This window comes from Stenotrophomonas maltophilia group sp. Smal13 (assembly GCF_030236855.1).
GTDB lineage: Bacteria > Pseudomonadota > Gammaproteobacteria > Xanthomonadales > Xanthomonadaceae > Stenotrophomonas > Stenotrophomonas maltophilia_A.
Genome location: NZ_JASJSQ010000098.1, coordinates 1 through 18954, shown reverse-complemented (window position 1 = coordinate 18954; position 18954 = coordinate 1). Strand labels below are relative to the sequence as shown.

Annotated in this window: 16 protein-coding genes; 8 read left to right on the top strand and 8 right to left on the bottom strand. The window is 67.8% G+C overall.

What is annotated here, in order from left to right; all coding sequences use genetic code 11:
- Positions 1-256: 256 nt before the first annotated feature.
- Positions 257-1390, bottom strand: a complete 1134-nt coding sequence (locus QRO95_RS21865; RefSeq protein ID WP_285303472.1) for a LysM peptidoglycan-binding domain-containing protein — start codon at positions 1388-1390, stop codon at positions 257-259.
- A gap of 126 nt (positions 1391-1516) precedes the next feature.
- On the opposite strand from QRO95_RS21865, the gene def reads away from it, so the two are divergent.
- The 4 genes from def (at position 1517) to QRO95_RS21845 (ending at position 6153) form a co-directional block, all read left to right on the top strand.
- A complete protein-coding gene (def, locus tag QRO95_RS21860; protein WP_008267110.1) occupies positions 1517-2029 on the top strand; it encodes a peptide deformylase in 513 nt (170 codons plus the stop codon).
- A 120-nt stretch (positions 2030-2149) separates the two neighbouring features.
- A complete protein-coding gene (fmt, locus tag QRO95_RS21855; protein ID WP_032128555.1) occupies positions 2150-3073 on the top strand; it encodes a methionyl-tRNA formyltransferase in 924 nt (307 codons plus the stop codon).
- Positions 3074-3076: 3 nt separating this feature from the next.
- Positions 3077-4399 carry a 16S rRNA (cytosine(967)-C(5))-methyltransferase RsmB gene (rsmB, locus tag QRO95_RS21850; RefSeq protein WP_285303471.1) on the top strand — a complete coding sequence of 441 codons (1323 nt, stop codon included), beginning with the start codon at positions 3077-3079 and terminating at the stop codon, positions 4397-4399.
- Positions 4400-4431: 32 nt separating this feature from the next.
- Positions 4432-6153 (top strand): glycosyltransferase family 39 protein, encoded by a 1722-nt coding sequence (locus tag QRO95_RS21845; protein ID WP_285303470.1) that lies wholly within the window; start codon positions 4432-4434, stop codon positions 6151-6153.
- Between the two features lie 18 nt (positions 6154-6171).
- Here QRO95_RS21845 and QRO95_RS21840 read toward each other — a convergent pair whose 3' ends face one another.
- Together QRO95_RS21840 and QRO95_RS21835 are read right to left on the bottom strand one after the other, a co-directional pair.
- The gene (locus tag QRO95_RS21840; protein WP_285303469.1) at positions 6172-7293 is read right to left on the bottom strand and encodes a glycosyltransferase family 4 protein; all 1122 of its coding nucleotides are present in this window, start codon (positions 7291-7293) and stop codon (positions 6172-6174) included.
- A gap of 43 nt (positions 7294-7336) precedes the next feature.
- Complete coding sequence (locus QRO95_RS21835; RefSeq protein ID WP_285303468.1) at positions 7337-8155, bottom strand: glycosyltransferase family 2 protein; 819 nt, start codon at positions 8153-8155, stop codon at positions 7337-7339.
- On the opposite strand from QRO95_RS21835, the gene QRO95_RS21830 reads away from it, so the two are divergent.
- On the top strand, positions 8154-9212 hold the full coding sequence (locus QRO95_RS21830; RefSeq protein WP_049461970.1) for a CDP-glycerol glycerophosphotransferase family protein: 1059 nt from the start codon (positions 8154-8156) through the stop codon (positions 9210-9212). The two genes, QRO95_RS21835 and QRO95_RS21830, sit on opposite strands and share 2 nt — an antisense overlap.
- Positions 9213-9309: 97 nt before the next feature.
- On the opposite strand, the gene QRO95_RS21825 is transcribed toward QRO95_RS21830, so the two are convergent.
- From QRO95_RS21825 to QRO95_RS21810, 4 genes are all read right to left on the bottom strand, one after another.
- Positions 9310-10854 (bottom strand): PH domain-containing protein, encoded by a 1545-nt coding sequence (locus QRO95_RS21825; RefSeq protein ID WP_285303467.1) that lies wholly within the window; start codon positions 10852-10854, stop codon positions 9310-9312.
- Entirely contained in the window at positions 10851-11351 is a 501-nt protein-coding gene (locus QRO95_RS21820) for a PH domain-containing protein (RefSeq protein WP_049401009.1), read from the bottom strand. Before QRO95_RS21820 ends, QRO95_RS21825 begins: the two co-directional genes overlap by 4 nt.
- A gap of 75 nt (positions 11352-11426) precedes the next feature.
- Positions 11427-12563, bottom strand: a complete 1137-nt coding sequence (ribA, locus tag QRO95_RS21815) for a GTP cyclohydrolase II RibA (protein WP_032128562.1) — start codon at positions 12561-12563, stop codon at positions 11427-11429.
- A gap of 87 nt (positions 12564-12650) precedes the next feature.
- Entirely contained in the window at positions 12651-13571 is a 921-nt protein-coding gene (locus tag QRO95_RS21810; RefSeq protein ID WP_032128563.1) for a lauroyl acyltransferase, read from the bottom strand.
- Between the two features lie 60 nt (positions 13572-13631).
- On the opposite strand from QRO95_RS21810, the gene dtd reads away from it, so the two are divergent.
- From dtd to yjjJ, 3 genes are all read left to right on the top strand, one after another.
- Positions 13632-14072, top strand: coding sequence for a D-aminoacyl-tRNA deacylase (gene dtd / locus QRO95_RS21805; protein ID WP_049401012.1), 441 nt, complete (start codon positions 13632-13634; stop codon positions 14070-14072).
- Between the two features lie 90 nt (positions 14073-14162).
- Positions 14163-16016 carry an RNA polymerase sigma factor RpoD gene (gene rpoD / locus QRO95_RS21800; RefSeq protein WP_014038623.1) on the top strand — a complete coding sequence of 618 codons (1854 nt, stop codon included), beginning with the start codon at positions 14163-14165 and terminating at the stop codon, positions 16014-16016.
- 258 nt (positions 16017-16274) lie between these two features.
- Positions 16275-17675, top strand: coding sequence for a type II toxin-antitoxin system HipA family toxin YjjJ (gene yjjJ / locus QRO95_RS21795; protein WP_285303466.1), 1401 nt, complete (start codon positions 16275-16277; stop codon positions 17673-17675).
- 338 nt (positions 17676-18013) lie between these two features.
- Here the strand turns inward: yjjJ and QRO95_RS21790 are convergent, their stop codons facing one another.
- Entirely contained in the window at positions 18014-18892 is an 879-nt protein-coding gene (locus tag QRO95_RS21790) for a hypothetical protein (protein ID WP_285303465.1), read from the bottom strand.
- Positions 18893-18954: the final 62 nt, after the last annotated feature.

The following is an 18954-nucleotide window of genomic DNA, read 5'->3' as shown; positions in this document are numbered from 1 at the left end:
GTTCGCGGCGCCCTGCGCGATCGCAATCTCCGCGCTGCCTGCGGCCTGCAGCAGGGCCCGCCGTGGCGCCAGCGCGCCGCCTGCCATCAACAGGCGCAGCAGCGCCTCGTCAGCTTGGTTGGTCATCTCCCCACTATCGAGCGCATACAACAAAGGCGCCCTAGGGCGCCTTCGCATGTGGCTGTCAGGTTTTGCCGGAGGTGCCTGCCGGCCAGCGGCCGGCACTACCTGCAGTGCCCGGGCAACCCGGGACTGGTTACTTCGCGTCCGGGTGCAGTGCGTTGAACCCCACGCGCACCGGCTTCACGCCCTGCATCACCAGCGCGTAGCTGACGTTGTCGAAGGTACGGAACACCATGGCGTGCGCGGCGTATTCGTCCGGCAGCGAAACCCGGCCGGCGCCGGTGCTGAGCGAATCGTCCATGCGCGACGAGGTGGGGTACTTCATGCGGTGCGCCACGTGGCGGCCCGGGCGCCACAGCGAGAACACGGTGCCGTTGTCCACGCCCTGTGCGCGACCTGCGGAAATCGCGATCACATCGCGCGGGCCAGCGGCGGTGAACATGTCGGTGACGGCCAGCACGCGCACATCGACGCCCTCGACACCGGCGGCCGGGACATGGGGGACGAACTGCAGGTCGTACGGCTTGGCCTCGACCGGGACCAGGCGGTCGCCGGCACGCACCTCGCGGCCGCCTTCGTTCTTGTCCAGCACCAGGGTGGACGCCTCGACCTTGCCGCCGGCGACATGGGTGATGGTGCCGGTGGCGACCTGGGCCAGCTCATAGCCGAGTATGCCGCGGCGGTGGTTGGGGGCGTTGTAGGCCCGCCACAGGTTGCCGCTGCCGGGGGTGACGTCGCCGTTGGCGGTCAGGTCCTCGGTCGGCTTGGGCTGGGCGTAGCGCACGGTCGGGCGGACCACGGCCCAGCGCTGGCCCAGCTGGGCATCGGCCAGGCGCACGTAGACCGCACTGCCGCTGGTGACGCGCAGGCGTTCTTCTTCCAGGCCGGCCACGTAGGGTAGCTGCTCGATGCTGTCGACCACGCTCAGCTGCTTCAGGAACGGCTCGACCTGGGCCAGCGGAATGGCATCGATCGGGGTTTCCTGGCGCGGGCCGGGCTTGGCAGCGACGGTCACCCGGTCCAGATAGGCCAGGCTGAGCACGTCACCGGGATAGATCAGGTGCGGATTGGCGATCTGCGGATTGGCCTGCCAGATCTCCGGCCACAGCCACGGCTTCTGCAGGAAACGTGCGGCGATATCCCACAACGTATCCCCTTTTCGGACCACATAGGTGTCCGGGTGCCCGCCATTCACTTCCACGGCGGTAGCATAGGCAGCCACGGTCAGCATCGCCGCGGCGACGACCGTACGAAAACGAAGCAACATAGGTGTGAAGCCCTGATTCCCCAACAGGTCCGCGCACTATAGTCCAGAAACCGGGGCGCAAGGCAAGCGTTGGAGCTAGAATCTGCGACGTATGCCGGCGTGCCGGCCCCCTATCCGGAAACAGCCATGGCCCTTCTCCCCATTCTCGAGTTCCCCGATCCGCGCCTGCGTACCAAGGCTGCGTTGATCGAAGCCGCCGAAGTCACCACGCCGGCCTTCCAGGAACTGATCGACAACATGTTCCTGACCATGTACGACGCCCCGGGCATCGGCCTGGCCGCCACCCAGGTGGACGTGCACAAGCGCTTCATGGTCATCGACGTCAGCGAAGAAAAGAATGAACCGCATGTGTTCATCAACCCGGAAATCGTCGCCAAGGACGGAGGCCGGGTGTATCAGGAGGGCTGCCTGTCGGTTCCGGGCATCTTCGCGGACGTGACCCGCGCCGATACCATCACCGTGAAGTACCTGGACCGCAACGGCCAGGAACAGCAGCTGGAAGCCGGCGAAGTGCTGGCCACCTGCATCCAGCACGAGATGGATCACCTGGACGGCAAGCTGTTCATCGACTATCTGTCGCCGCTCAAGCGCGAGATGGTGCGCAAGAAGCTGGCCAAGCAGCGCAAGCACGTGGCGTGATCGCCAATCCGGGCCGCCCTTCGGGTGGCCCGTGCCTGCGCGACGCGCGCGGGCTGTACGGCGCCGGCCGACGGCGCCGTTTTCTTTCCTGCACGAATCCATCCTGCAAGTGGGGTAGCCATGAGGATTGTCTTTGCCGGTACGCCGGAATTCGCGGTGTCGTCGCTGCGCGCGGCTGCGCGCCACCATGAGGTCGTGGCCGTCTACACCCAGCCTGATCGTCCGGCCGGCCGTGGCCGTGGCCTGGCGCCGTCGCCGGTCAAGCTTGAAGCCGTGGCCCGTGGCATTCCGGTCTACCAGCCCGAATCGCTGAAGGATGAAGCCGCCCAGCAGCAGCTGCGCGACCTGCAGCCGGACCTGATGGTGGTGGTGGCCTATGGCCTGATCCTGCCGAAGGCGGTGCTGGCCATTCCGACCCATGGCTGCTGGAACGTGCATGCCTCGCTGCTGCCGCGCTGGCGCGGCGCCGCGCCGATCCAGCGTGCGATCCAGGCCGGCGATGCGAAGACCGGCGTCTGCCTGATGCAGATGGAGGCCGGCCTGGATACCGGCCCGGTGCTGCTGCACCAGGAGCTGCCGATCGCGGCCACCGATACCGGTGGCCAGCTGCATGACAAGCTGGCGGAACTGGGCGCGCAGGTGCTGTCCGACGGCCTGGGCCTGCTGCGGGCCGGCATCAAGCCGATCGCGCGGCCGCAGCCGGAGCAGGGCGTGACCTACGCGCACAAGCTGGACAAGGCCGAGGCCCGTCTGGACTGGGCGCTGGATGCAGGGGCGCTGGCACGCACCGTGCGCGCCTTCAATCCGTGGCCGATCGCTGAAGCGACGCTGGCTGGCGAGCGGGTGCGCATCCATGGCGCGGTGGCGCTGGATGAGGCCCACGGCCAGGCGCCAGGCACGGTGCTGGCGGCCAGCCGCGATGGCATCGACATCGCCTGTGGCCAGGGCGCACTGCGCCTGCGTGTGCTGCAGCGGGAAGGTGGCAAGGCGATTACTGCGGCCGACTACCTCAACGCCCGCCGCGATCTGCGCGTGGGGGCATAAGCGGTGTCGAAGCAGAACGATTTCTCCGTCGCCAAGGCGGCGCCGGGCGCGGCCACGCGCATGCTGGCCGCACGTGTGCTGGCACAGGTGTTCACCCGTGGCCGTTCGCTGAAGGCCGAACTGGCCTGGGCGCTGCCGAAGCTGGCCGACAGCCGCGACCGCGCGCTGCTGGAAGCCCTGTGTTTCGCCGTCCTGCGCCGCCGCAGCACCTATGACGCGGCGCTGCAGTCGTGGATGCAGAAGCCGCTGTCGGCGCGTGATGCCGATCTGCGCACGCTGCTGATGGTCGGGTTCGCCCAGCTGGACGTGCTGGAGCTGCCGGCGCACGCGGCGCTGTCGGCCACCGTCGATGCCGCGCGTGCACTGGGCCGTGAGCGCCAGGCGGGCCTGGTCAATGCGATCCTGCGCCGCGCGCAGCGCGAAGGTTTCCCGGAGCAGCCAGCGCGCGATGCCTTCCCGGAATGGCTGGCCGATGCGGTGGAACGCGATTGGCCGGCACAGGCCGACGCGATCTTCAGCGCCAGCCTGCAACCGGCGCCACTGTGGCTGCGCGCCAACCGCCAGCAGGGCGGTCGTGACAAGGCACTGGCCGCGCTGGCCGAAGCCGGCATTGCCGCAGAAGCCAGTCCGCTCAGTGCCGACGCGTTGCGCCTGGCCTCTCCGGTTGCCGTGAATCAGCTGCCCGGCTTCGCCGAGGGCGCGATCTCGGTGCAGGACCTGTCGGCGCAGTGTGCCGCCGATGCGCTGGCCCCGATGGCCGGTGCCCGCGTGCTGGACGCTTGTGCGGCACCCGGCGGCAAGTCGGCGCATCTGCTCGAGCGCGACCCCAGCCTGCGCCTGCTGGCGCTGGATATCGACGCGCGCCGCCTGGCCCGTGCACGCGATACCTACATCCGTACCGGCGTGGGCGAGCATGCGCAGACCCTGGCGGCAGATGCCAGTGATCCGGGCGCCTGGTGGGATGGCGTGCCGTTCGACGCGATCCTGCTTGATGCGCCGTGCTCGGCGACCGGCGTGATCCGCCGCCAGCCGGATGTGATGTTCCACCGTCGCGCCGAAGACATCGATGCACTGGTCGGCGTGCAGGCGCGCCTGCTGGAAGCCTGCTGGTCGATGCTGCGCCCGGGCGGCGTTCTGTTGTATGCCACCTGTTCGATCCTGCGCGCCGAGAACATCGATCAGGTGCGCGCGTTCCTGAAGTGGCATCCGGATGCCGTGGCGCAGCCGCTGGGCGATGCATTCGGCGTGGATTGCGAAGGGGTGGCGCGCCAGCGGCTGCCGGGTGAAAACGATGCTGACGGTTTCTTCTACGCGCGTCTGTTATAAGCAGCCTGACCCCCGCTGCCGTTTCGAGTCCCATGCTGAAAGCCCACGCGTCGCGCCAGACGTGGTTGTTGGTGGTGATGGCCCTGCTGGTGCTGGGGGCCGGCCTGGGCCTCCGTGATCCATGGCCCTCGGATGAGCCACGTTTCGCGCTGGTGGCCAAGCAGATGGTCGACAGTGGCTACTGGTTGTTCCCGCATCGCGGCCCCGAGCTGTATTCGGACAAGCCGCCGATGCTGATGTGGTTGCAGGCGGCGATGTACAGCCTGGTCGGCCACTGGCGGGTGGCGTTCCTGCTGCCCTCGCTGCTGGCCGCGCTGGGCACGCTGTGGTGCGTGGTCGATCTCGGCCGCCGCCTGTGGACGCGGCAGGTGGGGCTGTACGCGGGCTGGGCACTGCTGTTCGCGCTGCACTTCACCTTCCAGGCGAAGAAGGCGCAGATCGATCCGCTGGTGGTGCTGTTCATCACCCTGGCCAACTACGGCCTGCTGCGCCATCTGCTGTTGGGTCCGGCCTGGCGCTGGTGGTGGCTGGGCTGGTTCTTTGCCGGCATCGGTGTGATCACCAAGGGCGTAGGCGTGCTGGCGCTGATGATGATCGCGCCGGCGGCAGTCGCATCCGTGCTGCACTGGCCACGGGTACGCCTGCACGTGCGCGACCTGCGTTTCTGGCTGGCACCGTTGGCCTTCCTGCTGGCGGTGTCGTTGTGGCTGGCGCCGATGCTGCTGGCAGGCTTCGCCACCGGTTCGGAGCCGTACCGCGCCTACATGGACGACATCCTGTTCCGGCAGACCGCGCGACGCTATACGCAGTCCTGGGACCATCACCAGCCGTGGTGGTACTTCCTGGCGATCATGCCGTCGATGTGGATTCCCGCGTTCCTGCTGCTGCCCTGGGCGCTTCCGGCCTGGTTCCGGCGGCTGCGCCGGCGCGATGCGCGCTACCTGCTGCCGTTGGCCTGGTGGCTGCTGGTCGTGCTGTTCTTCTCCCTTCCGCACGGCAAGCGCGACGTCTACATCCTGCCGGCATTGCCAATGTTCTGCCTGGCGTTGGCGCCGTTGCTGCCCGGGTTGCTGAGGCGGCGCGATGTGCAGCGCGTGCTGGGCGCATTCACCGCGTTGCTGGCACTGGCGCTGGGGCTGGTCGGTGCGCTGGCGCTGCTGGGTGATCCGGATTTCGAAGTGCGCCTTACCCATGGCCGCGGGTTGCTTCCCGGTGCCACCGATGCGCTGGCCTGGGGGGCGCTGGCGATGGCGGTCTGGTCGGCCTTGAGCCTGTGGGTGTGCGGGCGCCAGCGTCGGCACGTTGCCCTGGTCTCTACCCTGGCAGGAGTCTGGGTGCTGTACAGCCTGGTCGGTTATCCGGTGTTGAACGACTCCAGCTCGGCCCGTGGCCTGATGCGTGAAGTGAGTGCACGCATCGGCCCGCAGGCCGAGCTGGGACTGGTGGCATGGAAAGAGCAGAACCTGCTGATGGCCGATCGCCCGGCGGCCACCTTTGGATTCGAAGCACGTTGGCATCAACAGCTGCAGGCGGCCGTGCGCTGGCAGCGGCTGGTTCCGCAGCGACGCTGGCTGCTGGTGAACGAGGATGCGATGCAGGCCTGCATCGATCGTGCGCGGGCCGAGATGGCGGGCATTTCCAATCGTCGCCGCTGGTGGCTGGTGCCTGCCGATGCGGTCGCCGGCGACTGCCGGCCGTCAGTGGCGGAACTCGAGCACGAGCGCCGCCTGCAGGGGCCCGGCATCACCGATTGAGCGTTCGGGGAGCGTGGCTCAGGTGTTGGCCAGGGCGGCGTGGTAGCTGGCCAGCGTGGCGTCGGCGAATGTCTGCAGGCCGAACTCCCGCTGTGCATGGCGGCGTGCTGCGCGGCCCTGTTCCGGCAGCGCATCGCGCTGTGCGTACAGCGCCTGTACCTGGGCGGCGATGGCGTCGATGTCGCGTGTGGCAACCACCCAGCCATCGACGCCTTGTTCGATGTTCTCCGGCAGGCCCGCGTAGTCGCTGACCAGCATCGGCTTGGCGCTGGCCATCATCTCGCGGCAGGCGAAGGAGATCGTCTCGACGTCATGGGACAGTACGAAACCAGCATCGCCGGCCGCGATCAGGACACGGGTATCGGCCAGCAGGCCGGTGAAGTGCACCTGCGCGGCCACCTCGCCCAGCGCCTGCACCTGTTCGCGCTGCTGCGCGCTGGGCAGGTGGCCGGCCACGGCCATGTGCACATGCGGACGCACCGCATCGGGCAGCCGTGCGATGGCCCGGGCCAGGTCGATCCAGCCCTTGTAATCGTCGGTGCCGGCGTTGCTGACCAGCACCAGCGCCTGTGGATCCTGCGTCCACTGCTGGCGCAGCGCGCTGCCGGTGCCGGCCGGCTGCGGTGAGTAGCGCTCCAGGTCAACGCCATTGCGGACCACGTCGATCGGGCAGCGACGGTACGGGCCCTGTTCCAGCAGGCGCTTGGTGTCGGCTGAGACCGCGATCAGCCGATCGGTGGCCCAGCGTGCGCGCACCGCATTGCCAAAGGTATTGGTGGGTTTGCTGTTGTGCTTGGTCAGCACGATCGGCGGGCGGCGCATGCCCAGCAGCCCCTGCATCACGAAGCGGTGGTCGCGTGCACCGTTGACATGGATCAGGTCGATGCCTTCATCGTGCACCAGCCTGCGCAGCGCGCGCTGTTCGGCCAGCTGCCGGGGCAGCGTTGGCAGGCCGCTGCCGAACGCAATCGGCAGTGTGCGGGCAATGCCTTCATCGGCCATGGTCCGCAGCAGGCGGCTGTCGGCCGGCGCGGCGACGTGGAGCGTGTGCTGGCCGTGCAGCGCACGCGCCAGCGAGACGATGTACGTGGTGTGGCCGCCACCGTCGCCGTAGTGGAAGTTGGTGTACAGGATTTTCATGGGGGGTCTTCAGGCAACGCCCACGCAGTGTGACACAGCGTGGTCAAGGCTGGTCCGCGGAAGGTGCCGGGTCGGCCACCGCCTGTCCATTGCCCAGCATCCACAGCATGATGGTCTTCTGCCGCACGTAGTTGGCGCGGACGTAGGCGTAGACCAGACCATGCCAGCCGTCGCGGAAGCCGCCACGGAACAGGAAGCCGCGCCAGAACCGCCAGGCCGGCGCCAGCACCAGCTTGCCCAGCGTGGCCCGCTTGCCGCGTGCGAACTCGTGCTCGGCCATCATCCGCGCGTACTTCTCGGTCTTGGCCAGCTGCTGCTGCAATGACCGGTACGGATAGTGGATCAGGTCGCCGCGCAGGGTGCCCACACTGCCGTCGACACTGGCCGCCTCGTGGATCTCGCGCTTGCCGCGCCAGCCGCCGCGGCGGCGGTCGAACAGGCGCATCACCCGGTCCGGGTAGGCATTGCCATGGCGCAGGAACTTCCCGAAGTACTCCGAGAGGCGGGCGAAGCGATAGCCGGCCTGGCCGCCGAAGCCACCGTCGCGGGCCTGCTCGATGGCCGTGCGCAGTTCGGGGCTGATGCGCTCGTCGGCGTCCAGGCACAGCACCCAGTCGTGGCTGGCCTGCTCGACGCAGAACGCCTTCTGGCTGCGGAAGCCCTCGAACCGGCGCTGCAGCACGCGGGCACCGGCGGACTCGGCGATGGCTACGGTGGCATCGGTGGACTGCGAGTCCACCACCACGATCTCATCGCAGAAGGCCAGCGAGGCCAGGCAGTCGCCGATGCGCCCGGCCTCGTTGAACGCGATAATGCACGCCGAGATGCGAGGCCGTTCGATGGGAGCGGTCGAGGAGGACATGATGGCCGGGTACCTGTTGTTTGCGACGGAGCGCTATGCGCTGCCTATTCTCGCCCCGTTGGCGCAGGCCTTGCACGCGTCCGGGCAGGAGGTGGCGGCCTGGTTCGAGGACGGCGCGGCCGGCAGCAGCCTGCCGGGGGTGCCCAACGTGGGCCTGAAGCAGGCCCTGGCAATGCGTCCGCGGGCGGTGTTCAGCGCGGCCAACTGGGTGCCGACCTTCCTTTCGGGGGCCAAGGTGCAGCTGTTCCATGGCTTCAACGTGGAGAAGCGGGACAGTGCGCGCGGCCACTTCCGGGTGCGCGGCATGTTCGACCTGTACTGCACGCAGGGGCCGGCCACGACCGCACCGTTCCGCGAGATCGCCAGCCTGCAGGGCCACTTCGCCGTGGCCGAGACTGGCTGGCCGAAGCTGGACCCGCTGTTCCGCGATGACGGAGGCGAGAGTTCCGCGCTGCGCGCACCGGCCGGTGACCGCCCGGTGATCCTGTTCGGTTCCACCTTCACCGAGCGGCTCAGCGCGGCTCCGCACCTGCATGCGCAGATCGCCGCTGATATCGCCGCCGGTGACCACTACTGGCTGCTGACCCTGCACCCGAAGTGCCCACCGGAACTGTTCGAACGCTACCGCGCGCTGGCCGGTGCCAATGCCCGCTTCATCGAGCCGGAGCAGGTGATGGCCGCGCAGCGTGCCGCCGATGTGCTGGTGTCGGACACCTCATCGATCGTTTCGGAGTTCATCGTGCAGCACAAGCCGGTGGTGACCTTCCGCAACCGCGTGCCGAAGCCGCACATGATCGACTTCGATGATCCTGCGCAGCTGCAGGCGATGCTGCAGCGCGCGCTGCACCCGGACGCCGCGCTGCAGGCGGAAATCGTGCGCTACGCCGATGCCATCCACCCTTACCGCGATGGCCGCTCCAGTGAACGGGTGATCGCGGCCACCGAGGATTTCCTGTCCGGTGAAATGGGTGCGTTGCGGCGCAAGCCATTCGGCAGCTGGGTGCGCGATCTGCAGATCCGCAAGGACCTGGGGTATTGGGGCCCGTCGCAGCGCTGATGCCTCGCTGACCACGCTCGCGGTAGTGCCGGCCGCTGGCCGGCAACCTCGGGAATGGCGGCAGTTGCCGGCCGGCGATCGGCACGACCTGTAGTGCTTACCAGCGCAGCTTGCGCCGCGCCAGCGCCGCCGCCAGTTGCTCCATCACGTGTTGCGCCTGCGCCTGCGGCAGATGATGCAGCGTCAGCGCCACATCACCATGCGCGCCGGCGGTATCCAGCTGCAGGCTGCTGGTGCCCAGCAGTTTGTCCAGCGGCGAGCGTTGCAGGCGCAGGCCCTGCACCTTGTCCAGCTCGGCCCAGCGCCACCAGCGCTTCCACCAGCCGCCGCGCACCGCCACATAGTGTTCGTCCAGGTACCAGCCCATGCGTGCCATCTGCCGGTGCGCGACCAGCAGCGCCACCGGTAGCCACGCCAGCACCAGCAGGCCCCATGGGCCCCAGCGCCAGTACGCGGCCGCAGCCAGCAGCGGCACCAGCACCAGTGCGCCCAGGCACAGCCGCCACCAGCCGCGCTGCGGAATGGACTGCCATTGCAGCGGAGGCCACTGCAGCTGCGGCAGCAGGTGCTGCACCAGCTGCTCACAACGTGTACTGGACGCCAGCGGCGCGAGTTCGCGCAGGGCGCGGTCCTCATCGCGCGCGGGGCCACCGGCGGCACTGTCGATGCGCAGCTGACGCAGCCCGAACCAGCGCTGCAAAGTACCTTCGCGCAGCGTCCAGGCCTGGATGCGCCGGCGCGCCACGCTGCTGCGGGTGCGGCTGAGCAGGCCGGCCGATACGGTCAGGCGTCGGTCCTGCTCGCTGAGGGTGAAGCCGTGGTAGCGCAGCAGCGTCAGCACCACCGACAGCACGCGCAGCGCCAGCCAGCCCAGCAGCAGCGCGGCAGCCAGCAGCAGAAACGCGCCGGTCACGCCGGGGTGCAGATGGCTGGCGTAGCCAAAGGCTTCGCGTCCACCGCGCTGGAGGGCATCGTCCATCACCGGCCGTGGCACGGTCTGGAACAGCACGCCGAACGCGGCGATCGCCAGCGCCCAGCCGCGGTTGGAGAGCAGGCCCATGCGTACCACGTCCCAGCTCGACAGGCGCAGCAGTACCTGCTCGTTCTCAGTCGCGGTGCTGGCAACCGGGTCGGGCTCAGTGATGCCGGCGGCCTGCGGCGCCTGCCCGCGCTGGCGGACCAGCCGTTCCAGCGCCAGCGCCTGGTCCAGCTTCAGCACCCGCATCTCCGCTTCCGGGCGCACGCCACCGGCCGATTCCAGGCGCAGCTCGGCCACACCAAACAGACGGTGCAGCGGGTTCTGTCGCACCTCCACGTTGTGGATGCGCGCGAACGGAATCTCGCGCCGGTTGCGCGCGAGCAGACCGCTGCGCACGGTGATCGCATCACTGCCGATACGGTAGCGGTAGCTGAGGTACTGCAGCACCGACACCAGTACCAGTGCGGCAATTGCCGTCAGCGGAATCAGCTGCGCCCACATCGGGTCGCGGTCGCCGCGCTGGCCGAACACCAGCAGTGCGACCAGCGGCAGGAAGTAATGGCGCAACTGCATCAACAGTACGAACAACCACGACCACGGATGCAGGCGGTGGTCCTCGCCACCGGCGGGCAGTGCTGCAGGCAGAGGCGGTGGCAGGCTCACAGGGCGTCGGCGTCCTGGTCGAGCTGGTGGGACAGGGTATCGCGCAGGCGCTCGGCATCCGCCTCGTCCAGGCCGCTGACGGTCACTGCGCTCATGCGGGTTCCGGCGGTGTGCACGATCAGCGTGGCCAGGCCGGCACGGCGTTCCAGTGGGCCGCGGCGCAGGTCCAGGTGCTGCACGCGCGAAATGGGGATGCGCGTTTCCAGCTGCCACATCAGGTCGCGGCGCAGGCCCAGCCCTTGGGCATCCAGCCGCCAGCGGGTGCGGACCAGGCGCCGGCGGCCGAGCCAGGCGCCGAAGACGATGCCGATCAGCAGCCCAAGGGCGGCCGTCCACAGGCCGCCGGGCAGGTCGAAGAACCACGCGGCTGCGGCCAGCGGCAGGCCCGGCACAAACAGGCCGCCGAAGGCACCTTCCAGTGCGGCCAGCCGCGCGGCGCGGCGCGGCAGCGACTGCCAGGCATCGGTGGTCGGAGCAGTAAGGGGAACGTCGGTCACGCGGGCTCCGTCAGGTGGCAGGGCGGGCGGTGGCGGCCGTGGCCGCACCGCGCAGACGGTAGCAGGTCGGCTGCGTTACTGGGCAGCCTGGATCAGCGCGTCCACATCCAGCATGTGGCCGGCACGATCAGCCTTGGTGCGCAGGTAGTGCTCGTTCTCGGCGGTGATCTCGCCGGTGACCGGAATGCAGTCCAGCACCTCGATGCCAGCGTTGCGCAGGCGCTGCGCCTTGGTCGGGTTGTTGCTGAGCAGGGCCACGCGCGAAATGCCCAGGCCGCGCAGCATCGCCACCGCGCTGCCGTAGCGCCGTTCGTCGGCGCCGAAGCCGAGCTGTGCATCGGCATCGATGGTGTCCAGGCCGTCATGCTGGTAGCCGTAGGCACGCATCTTGGCCGCGATGCCGGTACCGCGGCCTTCCTGGTCCAGGTACAGCAGCACGCCGCCGCCCAGTTCCTTCAGCTTGCGCAGGCCGCGCCGCAGCTGGTCGCCGCAGTCGCACTTGAGCGAACCGAACAGGTCGCCGGTCAGGCACGAGGAGTGCACGCGTACCGGTACCACCGCCGACAGATCCGGTTCGCCGACGATGATCGCGACCTGGTCACGCTGGGCGACGCCACCACGGAACACCGCGAACGTGGTCATGCCGACATCGCGCAGCGGTACCGGCGAACGCGCCACCAGTTCGTAGTCATGCGCGGCATGTGCTGCGCCCTCGGCCAGGTCGCACAGCGCAACCTCGGCCGCGCCATCGAAGGTGTGGTCTTCGGCGTCCAGGCGCACCGCCACCATCGCCGGCAGCAACAGGCCGAGGCGGGCCAGTTCCACCGCGCCTGCATCGAAGGCGTCACCGGCGCTCCAGCCGTCCGGCATCGGGCCCGGTTCACGCAGGTAGCCCAGCGAGGGCAGGGCATCGAAGGCAACACCGGCCAGCGGCAGGCGCGCACCTTGCGGGGCCTCCACGCCAAGCACGCGGGCGCGGGTGGCGGTCAGGAACAGGTAATGGCGCTCGCGGGCGGCATTGGCGAAGGCAGCGAAGCTGCTGGCCGTGGCGCTGTCCAGCGCGATCACCGCCAGGCGCTGGCCCTGGCCATCGTGGAGCAGCACCGGGCGACCGGCACGCAGTTCGGCCACCGCGCGCTCGCAGCGGATCGCGGCCGGATCGCCGAACAGGGAAGAAGCAGCAGACATGGCAGGACCGGGGGAGTCGGACATCGCAGTCTCTATGGGGGCGCCGGCGTCGTATTCAACGTGGTGCGGCCGCCGGTCGCAGGGGCCGGATGGGCCTGGGTGCGGCGGCCGTCAGTGCGGATGCTCTTCGGTCGCGTACGGGTCTTCCTCGCCGCTGCCCGGTGGCCGCAGCGTATAGCGCTTGTAGGTCCACTGGTACTGCGCCGGATCGCGGCGCGCAATGCGCTCGATGCCGGCATTGAGCGCGGTGGCGGCCACCTGCGGGTCGGGGTCGGCCACGGCGGGGTCGGTCGGTTCGATGTGCAGGGCGAATTCCATGTCCGGGCCGATGCGCTCGCACCAGCCATACAGCACGGTGGCGCCGGTGCGCTCGGCCAGCCGGTTGACCAGGGTCATGGTCAGCGCCTGCACGCCGAAGAACGGCACGAACACGCCATCGCCGGCCTTGGGCTGCTGGTCGGGCAGGATGCCGGTGGCGCCGCCGTCCTTGAGCACCTTGAACAGCTGGCGCACGGCCGGGCCTTCGGCGCGCACCTGCTGTACGTTCTGGCCGCCCCGCACCAGCTGCAGGAAGGCATCGCTGGCCTCGTCCTCCGGTGGCTTGTAGACGATGGCGATCTGCCCGCGCGAGGCCAGCCACTGGTTCAGCAGCTCCCAGTTGCCGAAGTGCGGTGCGGCCACGATCACGCCCTTGCCGCTGGCCAGGGCCGCGTCGTACAGGGCCTCGCCGTGGCGCTGCTTCAGATGCAGGCGCAGGTTGTCCGCCGGCGCCTGGCTCCACAGGCGCAGGGTCTCGATGGCCTGCAGGGCGGTGGAGCGCAGCAGCTCCCGGTGCAGGCGGTCGCGCGTGGCGCGGTCCAGGTCCGGGTAGGCCAGCTCCAGGTTGCGTCGGGTGACGCGGCTCTCGCGGGCGTTGAGACTGATCCAGGTCCAGGACAGGGCACGGGCGATTCCCCGCAGCAGCGGCCAGGGCAGGCGGGCGAACAGGGTGGTGGCGCGGTAGACCAGCCGGGCTTTGCGTTGCGGATTCATCTGCGCCAGTTTAGCCAAGGGCGCTGCTATCGTGGCCGGCCCCGTTCATTGGAGCCCACGATGCTCGTCCTTATCCAGCGTGTCAGCCAGGCTGCCGTCCACGTCGACGACGAAGCGGTCGGCCAGATTGGTCCGGGCCTGCTGGCGCTGGTGGGCATGGAACCGGGCGATACCGAGGCCCAGCTGCGGCGCATGGCCGAGCGCCTGCTGGGTTACCGGGTGTTCGCCGACGAGGCCGGGAAGATGAACCGGTCGCTGCGCGACACCGGCGGCGGCCTGCTGCTGGTCAGCCAGTTCACCCTGGCGGCCGATACCCGTTCGGGCATGCGGCCCAGCTTCACCAGCGCCGCACCGCCGGACGAGGCTGAACGCGGGTTCAATCGATTTGTCGAGATCTGTCGTGAAAATCACGCGCCAGGGGTGGAAACGGGCCGATTTGGTGCCCATATGGTCGTCAGCCTGGTCAATGACGGTCCCGTGACCTTCCTTCTCAGGCCCTGAGCCTGCGGGACCACCGCCCGGCAGGCGGGGCCCCGGGCTGGTATAATGCTACGTTCCCTATTTCTCCCTAGCCGGTGGCGCGAGCACTACATGGCCAACGAACGTCCTGCCCAATCCGAAATCAAGCAACTGATCAGCAAGGGCCTGGAACAGGGCTACCTGACCTACGCCGAAGTCAATGACCATCTGCCGGACGACATGGTCGACCCGGAACAGATCGAAGACATCATCGGCATGATCAACGGCATGGGCATCGATGTCCATGAAGTTGCGCCGGATGTGGAAACCCTGCTTCTCAACGATGGCAACACCGGTAACCGCGAAGTCGATGACACCGCGGCCGAAGAAGCTGCCGCCGCGCTGAGCGCGCTCGACACCGAAGGTGGCCGTACCACCGACCCGGTGCGCATGTACATGCGCGAAATGGGCACCGTCGAGCTGCTGACCCGCGAAGGCGAAATCGCCATTGCCAAGCGCATCGAGGAAGGCCTTTCGCAGGTCCAGGCCGCCCTGGGCCAGTTCCCGGTCTCGGTCGAGTCGCTGCTGACCGACTACGAAGCCCACAAGGAAGGCAAGAAGCGCCTGGCCGAAGTGATCGTTGGCTTCAACGACCTGGCCGACGAAGAGCCGGCGCCGCCGGCGGCTGCTGCCGATGACAGCAGCGATGCCGACGCCGAAGGCGACGAGGACGAGGACGATGATGTCGAGGGTGGCGAGGAAGAAGCCGCACCGACCGGTCCGGATCCGGAGGAAGTCGCTGCGCGCATGCAGGCGCTGAGCGATGCCTTCAACGCCTTCAAGAAGGCGGCGACCAAGGGCGACAAGAAGAACCTGCCGCGCCTGCGCGAAGAGATGTCGGCGGTGTTCGTCACCCTGAAGCTGCCGCTGCCGCTGACCGATGTGCTGACCAAGCAGCTGCGCGACACCATGGCGTCGATCAAGGCCCATGAGCGCCGCGTGCTGAACCTGGCCACCGTCACCGCCCGCATGCCGCGCAAGGACTTCATCCGCTCCTGGGAAGGCAACCAGACCAACCTGGAGTGGGTGGAAGACGCACTGAAGCGCAAGCAGAAGTGGTCTTCGGCCCTGCGCGAAGTGAAGGACCAGATCATCGCCGAACAGCAGGCGACGATCGACATCGAGAAGCTGACCCAGCTGGACCTGGAAGAGCTGAAGGAAATCAGCCGCGCCATGGCCTACGGTGAAGCCAAGGCGCGCAAGGCCAAGAAGGAAATGGTCGAGGCCAACCTGCGCCTGGTGATCTCGATCGCCAAGAAGTACACCAATCGCGGCCTGCAGTTCCTCGACCTGATCCAGGAAGGCAACATCGGCCTGATGAAGGCCGTGGACAAGTTCGAGTACCGCCGCGGTTACAAGTTCTCGACCTACGCCACCTGGTGGATCCGCCAGGCGATCACCCGCTCGATCGCCGACCAGGCGCGCACCATCCGTATTCCGGTGCACATGATCGAGACGATCAACAAGTTGAACCGCATTTCCCGCCAGATGCTCCAGCAGTACGGCCGCGAGGCTACGCCGGAGGAGCTGGCCAAGGAAATGGACATGCCGGAAGACAAGATCCGCAAGGTGATGAAGATCGCCAAGGAGCCGATCTCGATGGAAACCCCGATCGGCGACGACGAGGATTCCCATCTGGGCGACTTCATCGAGGACACCAACGTGGAGTCCCCGATCGAGAACACCACCAACATCAATCTGTCTGAAACCGTGCGCGACGTGCTGGCCGGCCTCACCCCGAGGGAAGCCAAGGTGCTGCGCATGCGCTTCGGTATCGACATGAACACAGACCACACCCTTGAGGAAGTCGGCAAGCAGTTCGACGTGACCCGCGAGCGCATCCGCCAGATCGAAGCGAAGGCCCTGCGCAAGCTGCGTCACCCGAGCCGCTCGGAGCAGCTGCGCAGCTTCCTGGATATCGATTGATTTCCAGCGGCTGTTGAAGCGTTGAGAGAAACCCCGCTTCGGCGGGGTTTTTCTTTGCCCACCATATCCCTGCAAAGCCCGGCCCATGCTCGGCTGAGGCTTATGATTACGTAACAAGTAATGTAACGGAAGGCCCGCGTCGAAGCTGGCTCTTCGTGAATATGCCCATTATTTTCAAGCTCATAGGTGCACGGCCGCGCTTGCAGTCCCGCTTTTTTGATGCTAATTACGTAACAAATTTCGTATTACGTAATGCACATGCCACGCGCTCAACGCCCACAGGTACTGGATCTGATCGCTCAGCTGGCCCCCGGCCAGCCGCTACCTGCCGCGGCGCTGGCCGAACGTCTGGGGGTGGACCGGATGGCGCTCAGCCGGCTGGTGGCCGCCAGTGGCCCGCAGGTGGTGCGCATGGGCAGCACCCGGGCAACCGCCTATGCGCTGCGGCGGCCCACCCGGGCCGGCAGCGAATGGCCGCTGTACCGGTTGCGCGAAGATGCGACGCTGGAGGAGCTGGGGCGGGTAATTGCGCTGGTAGGAGGCGGCTTCCACGTCGATGCCGGGCCTGACTGCCCGAACCTGCGACGCGCGCCCGAAGGTGACGTTGCCGCCTTCTTTCCTGACTTGCCGTGGTACCTGGATGACCTGCGACCGCAGGGATTTCTTGGTCGCAGCTTCGCCCATGGCCGTGCGCAGGCGCTCGGCCTGCCGAAGGACCTCAAGAGCTGGCAACCGGACGATGTGTTGATGGCCCTGGTAACCGCTGGCGGGACTGAAGCGGGCGATCTGCTGCTCGGTACCGCCGCCGTGGAGGCGGCGATGGAGACGTTGCAGGTGCCGATCGATCGGGTTGCGGCCGACGATCGTCTTGCACAGTATCGCGAGCGTGCGCGTGCTGCGCTGGACGGAGAGGACGTGGGCTCCTCGCCGGGTGGCGAGCAACCCAAGTTCACCGCCACCGTAGAGGACTACGGCAGGCGCCGCTCGGTCCTGGTCAAGTTCGCGCAGCCCGATGAAGGCGCCGCCGCCCAGCGCTGGAGCGATCTGCTGGTCTGCGAACATCTGGCGCTTGAGGCCCTGCGCGAGTCCGGACAAGCCGCGGCGTCCAGCGAACTGCTGCAGTCGCCCACGCACACCTTCCTGGAAATCGAGCGCTTCGACCGCACGCCCGATCTGCTGGGGCGGCGAGGCCTGGTCTCGCTGCTGTCGCTATCGTCTGCGTTCACCGGCGAGGTCACCCCAGCGTGGCCGGTTGCAGGCGCCGAACTGCGTGATCAAGGCTGGCTGACGGCCGACACCGTGCAGGCGATGGGCCGACGCCATGCGTTCGGGCGGCTGATCGGCAACAGCGACATGCACCACGGCAACATCGCCTTCCACTTCATTGATCGCGGCCCGCTGCCGCTGGCGCCGGTCTACGACATGCTGCCGATGTCGCTGGCGCCGTCAAAGCTGGGCGTGTTGCGCGCGGACGAGCCGCTGTCGCCGGTCGCGCCGCTGGGCAGTGGTGATCTGCAGCATCTGCGCTGGGCGGCACCGGTGGCTGAAGCATTCTGGCAGTGCGTGGCTGTTGACGGGCGGATCCAGTCGCCGGCAATGCGGTCGTTGGCGGGGGCGAACGCCGAGCGGGTGCGGGAGATGGGCGCGCGGTTTGGGTGAGCCAGCTGTTGCGCAAGCCTGGGCGCGTGGCGTTGCGCAGCGATGGCTGAGGGTTTTTCAGTGTGTCTTGGCGCTGGCGGGTAGCCGGTTGAGCGCAGGCTCCACTACACTGTAAAGCTGCGCAGGGCCTATAGCTCAACGGTTAGAGCAGGGGACTCATAATCCGGTTCACCGGGCTTTCCGCTGACCATCTATTGCCCGGAATTCTCGCAGAATACAGCGGTTTTTCAGGGTCTCTACGTCTTTCCTGTCGCCGCTGACATCCGCGAAATGCCGGGTTTTTCCGGCATCCTTACACCGGAATTACACGCGATCAGGCCAATCCATGGCCAGTGCCTTCAGCCCCCCGTTCGCATCTGGTGGAGCATGCCACCGGGCCGGCTCTGCTGGACCATGATCTCCTTCACCTTGACTTCGATCATCCTGCCAAGCGCCTTGGCAGCCTCGTTGCTGTCGCCATTGGTGGTGGTCTGCGTTCCGCTGTCCGTGACGTTCACCGTCGTGTTGACCTGGATGGACGAACCGCCGCTGCCCGACATCGACGACGCTGGCATGCCTGCGGTGATCGGCCGCACCGATCCAGCATCACCAGGAATCAGGTAAGTCTTCCCACCCTGATCGAACAGCTCGGGCCGCCCGCCTTCACCCACCCGGTACATGCTGCCGGCGGCAACCGGGCCGCCGCCGGCGCGGCCACCGGCCATGCTGCCGATGGCGCTACCGAGCTCGTTGATCCAGCTCGAACCCGAGCCGCTGTAGCTCGATGCCCACTTACCAATGGCCTTCAGCGCTTCCGAGGCGGCCAGCTCGGCGGCAATGCGCTGCATGGCCTTGGCGAAGCCCTTGACCATGCCACCCAGCCCGTCCTCGAACGGGTCGAAGAGGAAGTCAGCGAACGCCGTCTGCATGTTCCGGGCTGCCTGGTCTGCGACGGTCTTCATGGTCGAGGTTTTGTCCATCGTGGCGTCGGCCATCTTCTGCAGGCCATCGCCGTACAACGCCGCGTAGTCGTCCTGGGCGTCCTTCACGGCAGCCAGGTTGCGGAGCATCTCGGCCTGAGCATCGCTGAGGGCGCCGTATGCACCGGCCTGAATGTCGAAATTGACCTTGGCGGCCTCGCTCACGTCGCCGTGCAGGGCAATCTCGCGTTCGAGCTGGGCAATGAAGCCCGCGGCCTTCTCGTTGCCGGAGCCATACAGGGCGTCGTAGTCGGCCATCAGCTTTGTTACCGCGTCCTGCTCTTCGCGGACGGCGCCGGCGCGGCTCTTGGTTCCCTTGC

What these genes read in the sequence shown, in the direction of transcription:
- dtd (WP_049401012.1), top strand. Translation starts at nt 13,632, where the DNA reads ATGCTCGTCCTTATCCAGCGTGTCAGCCAGGCTGCCGTCCACGTCGAC.
- def (WP_008267110.1), top strand. Translation starts at nt 1,517, where the DNA reads ATGGCCCTTCTCCCCATTCTCGAGTTCCCCGATCCGCGCCTGCGTACC.
- QRO95_RS21845 (WP_285303470.1), top strand. Translation starts at nt 4,432, where the DNA reads ATGCTGAAAGCCCACGCGTCGCGCCAGACGTGGTTGTTGGTGGTGATG.
- ribA (WP_032128562.1), bottom strand. Translation starts at nt 12,563, where the DNA reads ATGTCCGACTCCCCCGGTCCTGCCATGTCTGCTGCTTCTTCCCTGTTC.
- QRO95_RS21790 (WP_285303465.1), bottom strand. Translation starts at nt 18,892, where the DNA reads ATGGCCGACTACGACGCCCTGTATGGCTCCGGCAACGAGAAGGCCGCG.
- QRO95_RS21865 (WP_285303472.1), bottom strand. Translation starts at nt 1,390, where the DNA reads ATGTTGCTTCGTTTTCGTACGGTCGTCGCCGCGGCGATGCTGACCGTG.
- rpoD (WP_014038623.1), top strand. Translation starts at nt 14,163, where the DNA reads ATGGCCAACGAACGTCCTGCCCAATCCGAAATCAAGCAACTGATCAGC.
- QRO95_RS21835 (WP_285303468.1), bottom strand. Translation starts at nt 8,155, where the DNA reads ATGTCCTCCTCGACCGCTCCCATCGAACGGCCTCGCATCTCGGCGTGC.
- QRO95_RS21830 (WP_049461970.1), top strand. Translation starts at nt 8,154, where the DNA reads ATGATGGCCGGGTACCTGTTGTTTGCGACGGAGCGCTATGCGCTGCCT.
- yjjJ (WP_285303466.1), top strand. Translation starts at nt 16,275, where the DNA reads ATGCCACGCGCTCAACGCCCACAGGTACTGGATCTGATCGCTCAGCTG.
- QRO95_RS21840 (WP_285303469.1), bottom strand. Translation starts at nt 7,293, where the DNA reads ATGAAAATCCTGTACACCAACTTCCACTACGGCGACGGTGGCGGCCAC.
- QRO95_RS21810 (WP_032128563.1), bottom strand. Translation starts at nt 13,571, where the DNA reads ATGAATCCGCAACGCAAAGCCCGGCTGGTCTACCGCGCCACCACCCTG.
- fmt (WP_032128555.1), top strand. Translation starts at nt 2,150, where the DNA reads ATGAGGATTGTCTTTGCCGGTACGCCGGAATTCGCGGTGTCGTCGCTG.